This window comes from Streptomyces sp. NPDC056128 (assembly GCF_042263835.1).
Classification (GTDB): domain Bacteria; phylum Actinomycetota; class Actinomycetes; order Streptomycetales; family Streptomycetaceae; genus Streptomyces.
In genome coordinates this window covers 846,644-860,830 of the sequence record NZ_JBHJVQ010000001.1, presented here as the reverse complement: position 1 = coordinate 860,830, position 14,187 = coordinate 846,644, and the positions used below count along the sequence as shown (strand labels likewise).

The window sequence follows — 14,187 nt, the reverse complement described above, 5'->3', positions numbered from 1 at the left end:
GTGGAGCGGAGCACCCGGTGACTGACTCGACCATCATCTACACACACACTGACGAGGCCCCGGCCCTGGCGACGTATTCGTTCCTGCCGGTGATCCGGGCGTACGCCTCGCAGGCGGGTGTCGCCGTCGAGACCCGCGACATCTCGCTGGCCGGCCGCATCATCGCCGTCTTCCCGGAGTACCTGGCCGAGGACCAGCGCATCCCGGACGCCCTCGCGGAACTCGGCGAGCTGGCCAAGACGCCCGCCGCCAACATCATCAAGCTGCCGAACATCTCGGCGTCCATCCCGCAGCTCAAGGCCGCGGTCGCCGAGCTGCAGGGCCAGGGCTACGCGCTCCCGGCCTACCCGGACGACCCGAAGACCGACGAGGAGCGCGACATCCGCGCCCGCTACGACAAGGTCAAGGGCTCCGCGGTCAACCCGGTCCTGCGCGAGGGCAACTCCGACCGCCGCGCCCCGGCCTCGGTGAAGAACTACGCCAAGACCCACCCGCACCGCATGGGCGCCTGGACCGGCGAGTCCAAGACCAACGTGGCGACCATGGGCGAGAACGACTTCCGCTCCACCGAGAAGTCCGTGGTGATCGCCGAGGACGGCGCACTGCGGATCGAGCTGGTCGGCGACGACGGCACCACCACGGTGCTGCGCGAGTCGGTACCCGTGAAGAAGGACGAGGTCGTCGACGCCTCCGTGCTGCGCGTCGCCGCGCTGCGCGAGTTCCTGACCGCGCAGGTCGCCCGCGCCAAGGCCGAGGGCGTCCTGTACTCCGTGCACCTCAAGGCCACGATGATGAAGGTCTCCGACCCGATCATCTTCGGCCACGTGGTCCGCGCCTTCTTCCCGAAGACCTTCGCGAAGTACGCCGACAAGCTCGCCGCGGCCGGCCTCACCCCGAACGACGGCCTGGGCGGCATCTACAAGGGCCTGGAGTCCCTGCCCGAGGGCGCCGAGATCAAGGCCTCCTTCGACGCGGAGCTGGCCGAGGGCCCGGAGCTGGCCATGGTCGACTCCGACAAGGGCATCACCAACCTGCACGTGCCCTCGGACGTCATCATCGACGCGTCCATGCCGGCCATGATCCGCACCTCCGGCCACATGTGGGGCGCGGACGGCCAGGAGCACGACGCCCTCGCCGTCATCCCGGACTCCTCCTACGCCGGCGTGTACCAGGCCGTCCTCGACGACTGCCGCGCCAACGGCGCCTACGACCCGTCGACCATGGGCTCGGTCCCGAACGTCGGCCTCATGGCGCAGAAGGCCGAGGAGTACGGCAGCCACGACAAGACCTTCGAGATCCCCACCACGGGCACCGTCCGCCTGGTGGACGCCGACGGCAACGCCGTGCTGGAGCAGACGGTCTCCGCCGGGGACATCTTCCGCGCCTGCCAGACCAAGGACGCCCCGATCCGCGACTGGGTGAAGCTGGCCGTCACCCGCGCCCGCGCCACCGGCGACCCGGCCGTCTTCTGGCTGGACGAGGGCCGCGCCCACGACGCCAACCTGATCGCCAAGGTGAAGGCCTACCTGGCGGAGCACGACACCGAGGGCCTGGACATCAAGATCCTGTCCCCGGTCGACGCGACCAAGCTGTCGGTGGAGCGCATCCGCCGCGGCGAGAACACCATCTCGGTCACCGGCAATGTGCTGCGCGACTACCTGACCGACCTCTTCCCGATCCTGGAGCTGGGCACCAGCGCCAAGATGCTGTCGGTCGTCCCGCTGATGGCGGGCGGCGGCCTCTTCGAGACCGGCGCCGGCGGCTCGGCCCCGAAGCACGTGCAGCAGCTGGTCAAGGAGGACTACCTGCGCTGGGACTCCCTCGGCGAGTTCTTCGCCCTGGTGCCGTCCCTGGAGCAGTACGCCGAGGCCACCGGCAACACCAAGGCCCGGGTCCTCGCCGACGCCCTCGACCGCGCCACGGCGACCTTCCTCAACGAGGACAAGTCCCCGACCCGTCGCGTCGGCGGCATCGACAACCGCGGCAGCCACTTCTTCCTGTCCCTGTACTGGGCGCAGGAGCTGGCCAAGCAGACCGACGACGCGGACCTGGCCAAGGCCTTCGCCCCGCTCGCCGAGACGCTCACCGCCGCCGAGCAGAAGATCGTCGACGAGCTGAACGCCGTCCAGGGCAAGCCCGCCGAGATCGGCGGCTACTACCAGCCCGACCCGGCCAAGGCCGCCGAGGTCATGCGCCCCTCGGCCACCTGGAACGAGGCGCTGGCGTCCCTCGCCTGATCCTCATCCGTCCCTCGGCACCCCGTCTCCCTCCCCGGGAGGCGGGGTGTCCGTCTGTGCCGTCCGTGCCGTCCGAGCCTCCGGAGCCGCCCCGTGACCGACGCCCCGCCCGCCTTCGAGCTGCTGCCCGGCGCCCCCGGGTCCCCCGTGATCCTCCACGTGCCGCACTCCTCCCGCGAGATCCCCGCCGACGTCCGCTCCGGCATCGTGCTCACGGACGCCGCGCTGGAGCGGGAGCTCGACCACATGACCGACGCGCACACCGCCGAGATCGCCGAGCGGGCCGCCGGACTGGCCGGCCTCACGCCCTGGCGGTTCGTGAACCGGGCGTCGCGGCTGGTCGTCGACCCGGAGCGGTTCCCGGACGAACGGGAGGAGATGGCCGCCGTCGGGATGGGCGCCGTGTACACGCGGACCTCGCACCGCGAGGTGCTGCGGGCCGCCGGCGCCGACCCCGGGCCGCTGGTCGAGCGGTACTTCCGGCCGTACGCGCGGGCGATGACCGAGGCGGTCGCCGACCGGCTGGCGGTGACCGGGCGGGCCGTGATCATCGACGTGCACTCCTACCCCACCGAGCCGCTCCCCTACGAGCTGCACGGCGAGGGCCCCCGCCCTGCGGTCTGCCTCGGCACCGACTCCTTCCACACCCCGCCCGGGCTGCTCGCGGCGGCCCGGGCGGCGTTCGAGCCGTGCGGGGAGACGGGCCTGGACAGCCCCTTCGGCGGGACGTACGTACCGCTGGACTTCTACGGGAAGCGGCACGAGGTCCGCGCGCTGATGGTGGAGATCCGCCGGGACACCTACATGACCGAGCCCGGCGGCCCGGCCGGCCCCGGCCTGCCCCGCCTGGCGCGGTCACTCGCGGCACTGGTGGACGCCGTGTCGGTCTGACCCCGGCGGCCGCCGCCCCGCCGCCGCCGGGTCAGGCGCGCAGCCACTCCGTCACGACCACCTCGCCGCCGGTCCGCAGCCGCAGCGCGAACGGGCCCGCGGGCGGGGCGTCGCCGGTGAACCGGCCCATGTCGTCGGCGGTCAGCCGGGCGTGCGCCCGGGGGCCGCCTAGCACCTCGATCCCGGCCGGGCCCGGCGGCAGCACCTGGCCGATCAGGCCGTCCGCGGTGACCTCCACGTCGACGGTCACCCCGTCGCCGCGGAAGGTCAGCATCCGCGGCGGGTCCGTCTCCCCCCGGACCGGGATGGCGTCGACCAGCGAGTCGAAGGTCAGCTCGGCGACGCGGGCGTCGAGGTCGTGCAGCGCGAAGGCGTCGACGGCGACCTGGCGCAGGGCGGCCGGAACCGGGTCCAGGATCGCGGCCGCCTGCCGCAGCTCCTCCTCCAGCAGGCCGTCGTCCGGGTCGCCGTCCGCGTACGCCCCCTCGGGAAGTCCGTCGCGGGGCTCGTCGAAGTCGTCGAGCCCGTCGAAGTCGTCGTGCCGGTCGGTCATACCGTCCCCCGTGTCTCCAGCCGGGCCCGCAGCCGGCGCAGACAGCGCTGGCGCATGGGTCCGATGCTGCCCACCGCGATCCCCAGCGCGGCGGACACCTCCTGATAGCTGGGCGGCGGCGAGGCGATCAGCACCCGCAGCAACTGGCGGCACCGCTCGCCCAGTTCCTCGAACTCCTGCCACAGCCTGCGCACCCGCTCGGTCTGCGCGGCGGCCTCCTCGGAGTCGAGCACCGACTCCTCCGGCGTACGGTCCTCGCTCGGCCGGTCGAGCAGCTGCGGGTCGTCCGTCGGCGTCCACCGCTTCGAGGCCCTCAGCAGCTTCAGGCACTCGTGGCGTGCCGTGCTCGCCAGCCAGGAGCCGGTCTTCTCCGGTTCGCGGATCCGCCCCAGGTGCTGGGCGAACCGGAACCAGGCGGTCTGGTACACCTCGTGCGCGTCGGCGTCGGACAGCCCGTGTGCCCGCACGACGGACCACACCAGCGGGCCGAGCCCGTCCACCAGTGACTTCCAGGCCGCCGCGTCCCCGTCGGCGGCCGACTGGACGAGCGCCCCGACATGTGCACGGTCCACGGTCCCACCCCTCGTGTACGACACGTCATCGTACGCCGTGGAGCGAGTGCTTCCGGCCGCCGTCAGGACGCTCACGACCCGCCGGCCGACGGGTCGACGGTGACCGGGTGCCAGGTGGGCGGCAGCAGCGCGGGGACATGCGCGCCCCGCACCTCCGCGTACTCGGTGTTGGCCGCGAGGAGCTGCGTCCGGGCCGCGCGCGGGTCGGTCTCCTTGTGGGCCGTCATGTGGGCGGCGACGAGACCCGCGACCACCGGGGTGGCGAAGGAGGTGCCGCTCCACTGCGCGTGCCCCTCGAACATCACCTGGTCCGGCTTGGCGGGCGCCTCGCCCGGCTCGCTGAGCAGTCCGTTGTGCCGGGGGTACTGGCAGGTGCAGGGATAGGCGAACCCGAACCGGCAGGCGTCGTAGGTGGAGTGCTGGTAGACGTACGGCACGGGGGTCCCGAAGCCGGTCAGCGCGCTGGTGAGGCGCTCGCCCGGGGCGTAGACCTTGACCCAGCCGCCGTGGTTGCTGAAGCAGGCGCCGAACTCGCCGTCGGAGCGCAGCGCGCCGACCGACAGCACCGAGTTCTCCCAGCCGGGCAGGTCGGCGTAGGCGGCGGGCCAGAACGGCGTGGCGCTGGCGTTGTTGCCGGCGGCGGCGACGAGCAGGGTGCGCTGGTCGCGCAGTTCCTCCATGAAGGCGTGCACCCCGAGCAGGCCGTCGACGCGGCCGTTGGAGGTGCCGGCGGAGAGGCTGAGGACCTCGGGCCAGCCGCCGCGGTCGACGGCCTCGAAGAGCTTCTCGCCCAGCTCGGACTCCAGGATGGCCCCGGCGTCGTTGAGGGTGCCCAGGACGGTCACGTCGGTGTTGGGGGCGACGGCGGCGACGAGCCCGGCGATGAAGGTGCCGTGGCCGACGTACTGCAGCAGGACGCCGTCGTCGTCGCACTCCTTGAGCTGGGCGTCGCCGTCGGTGTGGGCCAGCAGCGGGTAGGAGCGGTAGTCGTTCATGAGGCCGGTGTCGATGACGAGGACGCCCACGGCGCTCTCCTCGTCGTACGGCGTCCCGGCGGCTGCCGGGTTCGGCGGCTCGCTGACCGGGACCGGTACGGGTTCGTCGCCGGGGCAGGCGTTGACGGCGATGGAGACGACGTGGTTGCGGCTGATCAGCCGGCGGCCCGCGCGGCCCTCCACGGTCCGCAGGGAGCGCAGGGCGTGGGCGACGGTGGAGTCGGTGCCGCGGTCGCCCTCGTCCGCCTCGCCGACCCGGATGCGGGTGATGCCGGTGCGGTTGGTCTCGGGGCCGGTGCGGCGCACGGAGTCCGAGGTGAGTCCGGACATCGCGGTGAAGTGGTCACGCACGGTGTCCTCGACGATGCGGGCCTCTTCGCCGTCGCGGGCGAGGACGACGCCCTTCTCGTAGAAGAACTCGGCGGAGTCGTCCGGGCCCATCGCCAGCGGGATGTCCGGCATCGAGCGCTGGATCTGGTCGAACTGCTCGTGGAATCGCTGTGGTGCCATGGCATGTCCTCCACGTCGGCGGCGGTGACGGCGGTCGTGGCCGCGTCCGGCTGCGGTCTTGCTGCGGTCTGGGCCGCGTTCGTCAATCAGAGTCCCGGGGTGGCCGATTGATACAGACTCGAACCTGTGGGGTGTGGTTCCGGAGCACTACCATCCGTGGGGTGACGGCGGGAAACGACTCGGTTCTCCAACTGCTGCCCATGGTGTTCGCCGCCCCCAACGAAGCGCTGGCGCGGGCGGAGGAACTGCTCGCGGCCGATCCGTCGCCGCTGCACGCCTCGGTCGCCCATCAGGTGATCGGCATCTGGCAGCGGGACTTCGGCGACACCCGGCTGGCCCTGGCCCAGCTGCGGCGCGCCCGGGATCTGGCCTCCCGCGCGGACTCGCCCGAGCGGGAGGCGGACGTACTGGCCACGCTCGGGGTCGCGTTGGTGCATGCGGGGCGCACGCGGGAGGGGCTGGCCGCGTTCGAGCGGGGCGTGGCGCGCGGGACCGGGCACACCAGGGCGCGGGTGCTGTACCGGCGGGCGTACGTCTGGTGGGTGCTCGGGCGGCACGGCGAGGCGCTGGAGGACGTGCGGCGGGCGATCCCGGTGCTGCGGCAGGCGGACGACGTGATCTGGACGGCGCGGGCGCTGACGCTGCGGGCGACCGTGCATCTGGCGCTCGGCTCGGTGGAGCGCGCGGACGCCGACTTCACGGCGGCGGAGCGGCTGTGGGACACCACCGGCCAGGAGCACGACAAGGCGGACGCGGTGGAGAGCCGGGGGCTCGCGGCGTTCCGGTCCGGTGACGTGCCGGCGGCGCTGCGGCTCCTTGACGAGGCGGAGGAGCGGTACGCGAAGCTGGGCACGCCGACGTTCATGCTCACCATCCGGCGGTGCGAGGTGCTGATGGCGGCGGGGCTCGCCACGGAGGCGCTGGCCGAGGCGGACGCGGCGACGGCCGCGCTGGACGGGATCGGCGGGCAGTCCACCCGCAGGGCCGAGCTGCTGCTGGTCGCCGCGCGGGCGGCCCGGCTGGCGGGCGAGCCCCGGACCTCGCTGGCGCGCGCGGCGCTGGCGGTGCGGCTGTTCGCCGGGCAGCGGCGCACCTGGTACGAGACGCACGCCCGGCTGGTGCTGCTGGAGGCGCGGGTCGCCACGGGGCGCGCGTCGGGGCGGCTGGTCGCGGACGCGGCGGCGGTGGCCGAGCGGCTGGCCGCCTTCGGGGCGCCGGCCGCGCCGGAGGCGTCGCTGCTCGCGGGCCGGATCGCGCTCGGTCTCGGCTGGACGGCGGACGCGGAACGGCATCTGGCGGTGGCCGCGCGCAGTCGGCACGGCGGGCCGCCGCTGGCGCGGATGACGGGCTGGGCGGCGCAGGCGCTGCGGGCCCGGGCGGCGGGGTCGGCGCGGGGGGTGCTGGAGGCCTGCAGGCGGGGCCTGGACGTGCTCGACGACCACCGGATGACGCTGGGCGCCTCGGAGCTGCGGGCCCGGGCCACGGCGCAGGGGGCCGAACTGGCGGCGCTCGCGCAGGAGGCCAGTCTGGTCTCGGGCGGGCCGCGGCGGCTGCTGGTGTGGAGCGAGCGCTGGCGGGCGACGGTGCTGACGGCGCCGCCGACCCGGCCGCCGGCCGATCCCGCGCTGCTGAGCGGCATGACGGCGTTCCGGGAGATCGCCGCCCGCGCGGAGGAGGCCCGCACGGACGGCGGCCGGCCCGTCCCCGCCCTGGAGCGCGAACAGCGGCGCCTGGAGCGGGAGATCCGGTCCCGCACCCTGCACATGCGGGGCGAGGCGCCCGGCGACGGCGACCGGTTCGACGTGGGGCGGCTGCTGCGGCGGCTGGGGGACGACGTACGGCTGGTGGAACTGGCCGTGCTCGACGGGCGCGTGCACGTACTGCTGTGCGGACAGGGACGGGTGCGGCGCTTCGAGGCCGGGCTGCTGGCCGAGGCGGAACGGGAGGCGGAGCACGTGCAGGCCGGGCTGCGGCGGCTGGCCCACCCGGGGGCGGAGGCGCGGCTGCCCCTGGTGGAGGCGGCGGGCGCGCGCCTCCAGGAGCTGCTGCTCGGCCCTGCCGCGGCCCACCTCGGCTCCGGTCCGGTGGTGGTGGTCCCGCCCGGCCGCCTGCACCGGGTGCCGTGGGCCCTGCTGCCCGCGCTGCGCGAGCGGGTACTGAGCGTGTCGCCGTCGGCGAGCAGCTGGCTGCGGGCGAGGGACACGGCCCCACCGCCCGGCGGCCGCCAGGTCCTGGTCCGCGGGCCGGGGCTGGCGAGCGGCGGCGCCGAGGTGACGGAGCTGGCGGAGCGGTACGGGGTGGCGCCGGGCGCGCCCGGCGCCGATGCGTACAGGGGGCCGGTGCGCGGGGCGTCCGACGGCGCGGACGCGGGGATCGGCCGCGCGGACGGGAAGCCGCGCCGCGCAGACGGGCAGCGGGGTGGCACGGACGGGAGGCTCGGTCCTGCCGTCGGGGCACTGAGCCGCATGGACGGGGCGCCCGACGACACGGACGGGGCGCCCGAGCGCACGGGCGGGACGCTGGGCCGTACAGACGGGACACCCGACCCCACCGATGGGACGCTGGGCCGGACAGACGGGGCGTCCGACCCCACCGACGGGACGCTGGGCCGGACAGACGGGGCGTCCGACCCCACCGACGGGACGCTGGGCCGCACGGACGAGACGCCCGACCCCACCGACGGGACACCCGACCGGACGGCCCTGGCGCTCGGCCCCGTCGGCCGGTATGGCGTCCCGGGCGGCGGGGCCGGTTCCCCCGACGACCCCGTGCCGCGGCCCACCGTGCTGGAGGGTGACGCGGCGCGCGTGCCGCGGGTGTTGCGGGAGTTGGACGGGGCCGCGTTGGCGCACATCGCCGCGCACGGCACCTTCCGTGCGGACAGCCCGCTGTTCTCGTCGCTGCGCATGGCGGACGGTCCGCTCATCGTGCACGACCTGGAGCGCCTCGACCGCAGCCCGTACCGGATCATCCTGTCCTGCTGCGACACCGCGCGGTTCGCGTCGGTCGGCGCGGACGAGCTGCTCGGGCTGGTCACCGCGCTGCTGCCGCTGGGCACGGCAGGCGTGGTCGCGTGCAGCGCGCCGGTCAACGACGCCGCGGTGGTGCCGCTGATGCTCACCCTGCACAAGGGCCTGGACGCCGGTCTGTCGCTGGCTGAGGCGCTGCGCGACGCGCGGGCCGCGCTGCCGGGCGACGCGGTGCACCAGGCGACCGGCTGGGCCTTCTCGGCGTTCGGGGCGGCCTGAGACCGGGCCGCCGACCGCGTCAGGCGGGCTGGGACTCGGGCAGGTCCATCAGCCAGGGCAGGGCGCCGCGGTCACCGGCGCCGAGGCGGGTGTAGGCGCCGTAGAGGTGGTTGCCGACGGTGCGGACGGACAGGGTGAGCCGCTCCGCGATCTGCCGGTTGCTCAGACCCGCGGCGGCCAGCGTGACGATCTGCCGCTGGCGGGCGGTGAGTTCGCCGAGCACCAGTCCGGACAGGGCCGGGGTGCGGGCGCCCTGGCAGCGCCTGGCGAGGGCGGCGGCGCGGGTGCGGGCGGTACGGGCGGCGCGCGGGTCACGGTGGGCGGGCACCGCCTGGGCGTGCGCCTCGGCCGCGAACAGCAGGAAGCCGCGCCGCTCCAGCTCCTCGGCCACCCGGTCGAGCGCCGGTCCGTCCTCGCGCGCGAGGGCGTCGGCGTGCTCGGCGAAGACGCCGGTCAGCCGCCCGGCGGCCCGGTCGGGGGCGCCGAGCCGTACGGCGTCGTACGGGTCGCCGGAACCGGCCGCCCGGACGGCCTCGTCGAGGTCGCCGCGCGCGGCGGCGGCCCAGGCGGCCGTACCGTGGCTCTCCGCCGGTGTCGCGCCCGACTGTGCGGTGGCCAGGGCGAGTTCATTGAGGCAGGAGGAGTCGTCGAGGCTCGTCCGCAGTCCCTCCCGGGCCCACGCGGCGGCCTCGCTCAGCCGCCCGCGCAACCGGGCGAACCGGGCGCGCAGCGCCGCGTACCCGGCCGGCAGCGGCGCTCCCTCGGCCGCCAGCCACTCCCCCACGGGCGTCTCCAGTTCCCGTACGTCGGCCTGTTCGATGCGCAGTGCGAGGGCGGCCCGCTCCGCCGCCAGGGCGGGGCCGTACTGGTCGGGGGTGCGGGCCAGGCGCCGGGCGCGCAGCCGGCCCGCGGCGGCGCGCAGGACCGGGCCGTGCAGGGGGTGGGCGAGCCGGGCGGTGCCCCGGTCGTCGACCGTGACCAGGCCGTCCGCCTCCAGGCGCTCCAGGATCCGTACGTCGAGGGCGTCCGGGTCCAGGGGCAGGGGCTCGGCGAAGGCCAGGCGTTCGAGCGTCTCGCGCTCCTCGGCGCGCTCGCGGTCGAGGAGGTGCGCGGTGCGCTCCCGCACCGCCACGGTGATCGGTACGGGCCCCCGCCAGGCCCGCTGGTCCGTACCGGGCACCGGCACGAGCAGACCGCGCTCGCGCACGGCGGTCAGCAGGTCGCGCAGCAGCCGCAGGTCCCCCCGGCACAGGCGGTGCAGCCGGTCGGCGGTGAGCGGCTCCAGGCCGGTGCCCGCTCCCGCCGTGAGCAGTTCGGCGGTCTCCTCGCGGGGCAGCGGCTCCAGGACGAGGCGCGGCAGCAGTTCCCCGGACCACAGCCGGGACACCGCGCCCGGTACGGCGGCGCCCTCGGTGGCGACCACCAGGAGGCGGGTGCGGCCGTGCAGGGCGAGCTGGTGCACCAGGGCGGCGGAGGCGCTGTCGAGCAGGTGCGCGTCGTCGACCAGCAGCAGCCGTACGCCGGACAGCAGGTGTACCGCGCGGTGCAGTGTGACGCTCTCGGGCAGCAGGTGGGCGAAGGCGGCGAAGGGGATGTCCCGGGTCTCGGGCGTACCGGCCGCGCGGGCGCAGTCCAGGCCGCGCAGGGCCTCGGTCACGAGCCTGGTCTTGCCGAAGCCTGCCGGGCCCGTCACCACGAGGCCGCCCCGTCCGGCGGCCACGGACCGGCGCACCAGTTCCAGTTCGTCCGTCCGCCCGGTGAACGGCCAGGGCGTCCGAAGCGTCTTCGCGTCCCGCAGAGAAGTCGTCACGACAACATGAGTCGGCTTACTCATCCCTGATACAGGGTGACTTGAGTACCCCCCGACTCAGGCGCCGGATCCCGGCCGGACGGCAGTCTGGGGGCCATGACCGCACGCTACTGCTCGCTCGCGCAGCAGCCGCTCCCCGCGTTCGCGGCGGGGCTGGCCGCCGAGCGTGTCGCCGCGCTCGTCGGCGGGCAGCGGATGTGGGTCGGCGGAACCGTTCTGCACTACTGCTTCCTGGGTGGCGACACCGACGACTCGGTGGTCCCCATGCGGGGGTCCGGCCGGCCGCGGCGGGAATCGTGGGCGGGGACCGAGGAGCAGCGGGACGTGGTGCGCGACTGCTTCCGGGAGTGGCGGGACCTCGGCATCGGGCTCGATCTCACCGAGGTGCGGGACCGCTCGGAGGCGGAGCTGCGCATCGGCTTCCAGCCCGGTGACGGATCCTGGTCGGCGATCGGCAAGGACGCGCTCCGGGTCGGACTGAACGACCGCACGATGAATTTCGGCTGGGACCTGACCGCGCCGGGTGAGCGCGCGACGGCCCTGCACCAGATCGGGCACGCGCTCGGCATGCTGCACGAGCACCAGAGCCCGTTCGCGGGCATCCTCTGGGACGACGAGGCGGTCTACGCCGAGCTGGCGGGCCCGCCCAACCACTGGAGCCGGGAGCGGACCTTCCACAACATCCTGCGCAAGCTCGACGGCGACGAGGCCAACGGACCGGTCTGGGACCCGCAGTCGATCATGGAGTACCCCTTCCCGTCGGGTCTGATACTGGAGCCCGAGCACTACCGCTCGGGTCTCCAGCCGCCCGGCACCCTGTCCGCCGCCGACAAGGAGTTCGCCCTGCGCTGGTACCCGCCCACCGGCCGGCCGGGTCCGCTGGTGCCGTTCCGTTCGGTGCCGCTCGGCCTCGGACCCGGCGAGCAGGCCGACTTCCGTCTGGACCCGCCGGAGACCCGCGAGTACACGGTGGGCACGTTCGGGGACAGCGACGCCGTCGTCGTGGTCTTCGAGGAGCGGGACGGCGTGCCCCGCTTCCTCGCGGGACAGGACGACGGCGGCACCTCCCGCAGCGCCACCATCAGGGCCCGTTTCGTCAAGGGCCGCCGCTATGTCGTCCGGGTGCGCCTGTACTCCTCGTGGGGTGCGGGCGAGACCGCGGTCATGTGCTGGTGACCGCGCGGCTCCACAAGCACCCGGGCGCCGCGGCCACAGTCCGGCGCCGGGGGCCGGCCGCGGACGCCACCTTCGGGGGAGGGTGACGTCCGCGGCACATGCCGTGTCCGCCGCGGGGGGGCGGCGGACACGGCGACTTCCGTGAGCCGGCGGGTGCCGGCGCCCTTCCGTCAGGCGGGACGGCCCGCGAGGTGCCGGCCGAAGGCGGGGTGCGCGGTCAGGTTCCGCACGTGGGACCACAGGGCGGGGTGGTCGGCGCCGTGGCCGGGGCCGCCGCGCCGGACGAGGGCCGCCCACACCTCGACGTCGGCCGCGGTGAGCCGGTCGCCGACGACGTGGGTGTGCGCGGTCAGGCGCCGCTCCAGGACGTCCAGTACGCCGGGCAGCGCCGCGGGGTCGGGGGCCCGGACGCACAGCTGCTCGACGGCCGCCAGCTCCGCCTCGGCACCGCACGGGTACAGCACCGGACCGGCGGCGGGGGTGAAGGAGCGGGCGAGGTCGCGCATGATGTCGCGCGCGTGCGTGGACACGATCCGGCCGGACCAGCCGTCGCTGAGCACCGGCGCGACGGCCGGGCCCCGGTAGTGGTGGGCGCTCGCCTCGTAGAGGGGGCGCAGGACGGAGTGGCCGCCGTCGGCGCGGTCGGGGACCGGGTCCAGGAAAGTGACCGGACAGATCTCGTCCAGGGCGAGAAGGCTGTGCACGACGGCGATGCCCAGACAGTCGTCGTGACCGGGCGACAGGTGGAGGCGGTAGCGGCGCGGCACTGCGTAGTGCCCGCTGCGCGGGTCGCGGCCGATCCGGCCCCGGAAGGCGGGAGCGGGGGTGAGCGGTGTGACGGACATGGTTCTCCCCACGTTTCCCTACCTATTCACTAGGATTACTCGGGAAGTGTCGGCCCGGGTCCGGGGCGCGTCAAGAGGGTGTCCGCCCAGCAAGAAAAGGCCCCCGCGAGCTGTCGCCCGCGAGGACCCTTCACCACCGTCGGGACGACAGGATTTGAACCTGCGACCCCTTGACCCCCAGTCAAGTGCGCTACCAAGCTGCGCCACGTCCCGGTGCGCGATCCGCGGATTCCCGTGATCGCGCTGGTCAACCCTACCTCATCCGGGGGACGGGACGACGTCCGGCGGTGTGACGCCGAGCGCCGCGGCCCGCCGGGTCAGTTCGCGCCAGACCTTCGGTGCCACCGGCACGCCCCGCGCGCCGCGCTCCACTGCCACGGCGGCGCTGCGCTCACCGGGGTAGTACACCCCGTCCGCGCCGTCCGCGACCGGCAGGCCCTTCAGGGTGCCGAGGGTGTCGTCCACGGCCTTGGTGAAGTCGGCCGCGCTCCCGCCGAAGGCGGCCGGGTCGACGGCGATGAGCAGGGCGTTCTGCCGGTGTTCGCGACCGGCGGGGTCGTCGGAGTGGAAGGACGAGAGGATCGGCGCGCCGACCAGGACACTGGTCAGCAGCTCGAAGGCGAGGGACATGCCCGAGCCCTTGGCGCCGCCGAGCGGGAGCGGCATGACCGCCTGCTCGGGGTCGGTGGTGGGGGTGCCGTCCGCGGTGGCGGCGGCGTTCTCGGGCAGCGGGGTGCCGTTGGCCTTCGCCTGGCGGATCCTGCCGAGGGCGATGGTGGCGGTGGCCATGTCGAGCAGCAGCGGGGCGCGGTCGGCGGCCGGGACCGCGACGGCCAGGGGGCTGGTGGCGACGGCGGCGCCCTTGACGCCGGTGTAGCCCATGTTGGGCATGCCGGCCACGAACCCGAGGCCGACCAGGCCCTGTTCGGCGATCCGGGAGACGTAGTAGCCGATGGCGCCGGTGTGGACGGTGCGGCGCACGCCGACGGAGGCGATGCCGAAGGCACGGGCCCGTTCGACCGCCTCGTCGGCGGCGGCGGACAGGGCGACCGGACCGGGGGCGCGGTCGGCGTCGATCACGGCCGCGGCCGGGGTGGCCGACTCGACCCGGAGGCCGGGCGTGGCGTTGGCGACGCCCTTGGCGAGCAGGTCGAGGTAGGCGGGGACGCGTGCGATGCCGTGGGACTCGACGCCGCGCAGCGCCGCCCAGACGAAGACGTCGGCGGTGGTGCGGGCGGGTGCGGGGCCGAGGCCGCCCTTCTCCAGGAGGGCGGCGGCGAAGGCGCGCAGGTCGTCGGCGGGGACGCGGATCTCGACCGGCCCGGGGGCGGGGGTGTCTGTCATGGTGCG

Annotated in this window: 10 protein-coding genes and 1 tRNA gene; 4 read left to right on the top strand and 7 right to left on the bottom strand. The window is 74.9% G+C overall.

From position 1 onward, the window contains the following. Positions 1-17 precede the first annotated feature (17 nt). Both ACFC1X_RS03790 and ACFC1X_RS03785 read left to right on the top strand, forming a co-directional pair. The gene (locus ACFC1X_RS03790) at positions 18-2,237 is read left to right on the top strand and encodes an NADP-dependent isocitrate dehydrogenase (RefSeq protein WP_376348446.1); all 2,220 of its coding nucleotides are present in this window, start codon (positions 18-20) and stop codon (positions 2,235-2,237) included. A 93-nt stretch (positions 2,238-2,330) separates the two neighbouring features. Then, positions 2,331-3,128 carry an N-formylglutamate amidohydrolase gene (locus tag ACFC1X_RS03785; RefSeq protein ID WP_376348444.1) on the top strand — a complete coding sequence of 266 codons (798 nt, stop codon included), beginning with the start codon at positions 2,331-2,333 and terminating at the stop codon, positions 3,126-3,128. A 31-nt stretch (positions 3,129-3,159) separates the two neighbouring features. Here the strand turns inward: ACFC1X_RS03785 and ACFC1X_RS03780 are convergent, their stop codons facing one another. The 3 genes from ACFC1X_RS03780 to ACFC1X_RS03770 all read right to left on the bottom strand — a co-directional run bounded on the left by ACFC1X_RS03780 (position 3,160) and on the right by ACFC1X_RS03770 (position 5,758). Beyond that, complete coding sequence (locus ACFC1X_RS03780) at positions 3,160-3,681, bottom strand: hypothetical protein (RefSeq protein WP_376348443.1); 522 nt, start codon at positions 3,679-3,681, stop codon at positions 3,160-3,162. Beyond that, positions 3,678-4,253 carry an RNA polymerase sigma factor gene (locus ACFC1X_RS03775; protein WP_376348441.1) on the bottom strand — a complete coding sequence of 192 codons (576 nt, stop codon included), beginning with the start codon at positions 4,251-4,253 and terminating at the stop codon, positions 3,678-3,680. The genes ACFC1X_RS03780 and ACFC1X_RS03775 overlap by 4 nt, the downstream gene beginning before the upstream one ends. 71 nt (positions 4,254-4,324) lie before the next feature. Continuing rightward, a complete protein-coding gene (locus ACFC1X_RS03770) occupies positions 4,325-5,758 on the bottom strand; it encodes a S8/S53 family peptidase (protein ID WP_376348439.1) in 1,434 nt (477 codons plus the stop codon). A 200-nt stretch (positions 5,759-5,958) separates the two neighbouring features. Here ACFC1X_RS03770 and ACFC1X_RS03765 point away from each other — a divergent pair, with 200 nt between their 5' ends. After that, positions 5,959-9,006: a CHAT domain-containing protein gene (locus ACFC1X_RS03765; protein WP_376348546.1), complete on the top strand. Its 3,048-nt coding sequence runs from the start codon at positions 5,959-5,961 to the stop codon at positions 9,004-9,006. A gap of 19 nt (positions 9,007-9,025) precedes the next feature. Here the strand turns inward: ACFC1X_RS03765 and ACFC1X_RS03760 are convergent, their stop codons facing one another. Beyond that, the gene (locus ACFC1X_RS03760; protein ID WP_376348437.1) at positions 9,026-10,840 is read right to left on the bottom strand and encodes a LuxR C-terminal-related transcriptional regulator; all 1,815 of its coding nucleotides are present in this window, start codon (positions 10,838-10,840) and stop codon (positions 9,026-9,028) included. Between the two features lie 72 nt (positions 10,841-10,912). Between ACFC1X_RS03760 and ACFC1X_RS03755 the strand changes: the two genes are divergently transcribed. After that, positions 10,913-11,992 (top strand): hypothetical protein, encoded by a 1,080-nt coding sequence (locus ACFC1X_RS03755; RefSeq protein ID WP_376348436.1) that lies wholly within the window; start codon positions 10,913-10,915, stop codon positions 11,990-11,992. 170 nt (positions 11,993-12,162) lie between these two features. On the opposite strand, the gene ACFC1X_RS03750 is transcribed toward ACFC1X_RS03755, so the two are convergent. From ACFC1X_RS03750 to ACFC1X_RS03740, 3 genes are all read right to left on the bottom strand, one after another. Beyond that, positions 12,163-12,837, bottom strand: coding sequence for a glutathione S-transferase family protein (locus tag ACFC1X_RS03750; RefSeq protein ID WP_376348434.1), 675 nt, complete (start codon positions 12,835-12,837; stop codon positions 12,163-12,165). Positions 12,838-12,976: 139 nt separating this feature from the next. Beyond that, positions 12,977-13,050, bottom strand: a tRNA-Pro gene (locus tag ACFC1X_RS03745). A gap of 45 nt (positions 13,051-13,095) precedes the next feature. Then, positions 13,096-14,181: an Ldh family oxidoreductase gene (locus tag ACFC1X_RS03740; protein ID WP_376348432.1), complete on the bottom strand. Its 1,086-nt coding sequence runs from the start codon at positions 14,179-14,181 to the stop codon at positions 13,096-13,098. Positions 14,182-14,187 lie beyond the last annotated feature (6 nt).

Coding starts and splice junctions, on each gene's coding strand:
- ACFC1X_RS03780 (WP_376348443.1), bottom strand. CDS start 3,681: ATGACCGACCGGCACGACGACTTCGACGGGCTCGACGACTTCGACGAG.
- ACFC1X_RS03770 (WP_376348439.1), bottom strand. CDS start 5,758: ATGGCACCACAGCGATTCCACGAGCAGTTCGACCAGATCCAGCGCTCG.
- ACFC1X_RS03765 (WP_376348546.1), top strand. CDS start 5,959: ATGGTGTTCGCCGCCCCCAACGAAGCGCTGGCGCGGGCGGAGGAACTG.
- ACFC1X_RS03760 (WP_376348437.1), bottom strand. CDS start 10,840: ATGAGTAAGCCGACTCATGTTGTCGTGACGACTTCTCTGCGGGACGCG.
- ACFC1X_RS03755 (WP_376348436.1), top strand. CDS start 10,913: ATGACCGCACGCTACTGCTCGCTCGCGCAGCAGCCGCTCCCCGCGTTC.
- ACFC1X_RS03750 (WP_376348434.1), bottom strand. CDS start 12,837: ATGTCCGTCACACCGCTCACCCCCGCTCCCGCCTTCCGGGGCCGGATC.
- ACFC1X_RS03740 (WP_376348432.1), bottom strand. CDS start 14,181: ATGACAGACACCCCCGCCCCCGGGCCGGTCGAGATCCGCGTCCCCGCC.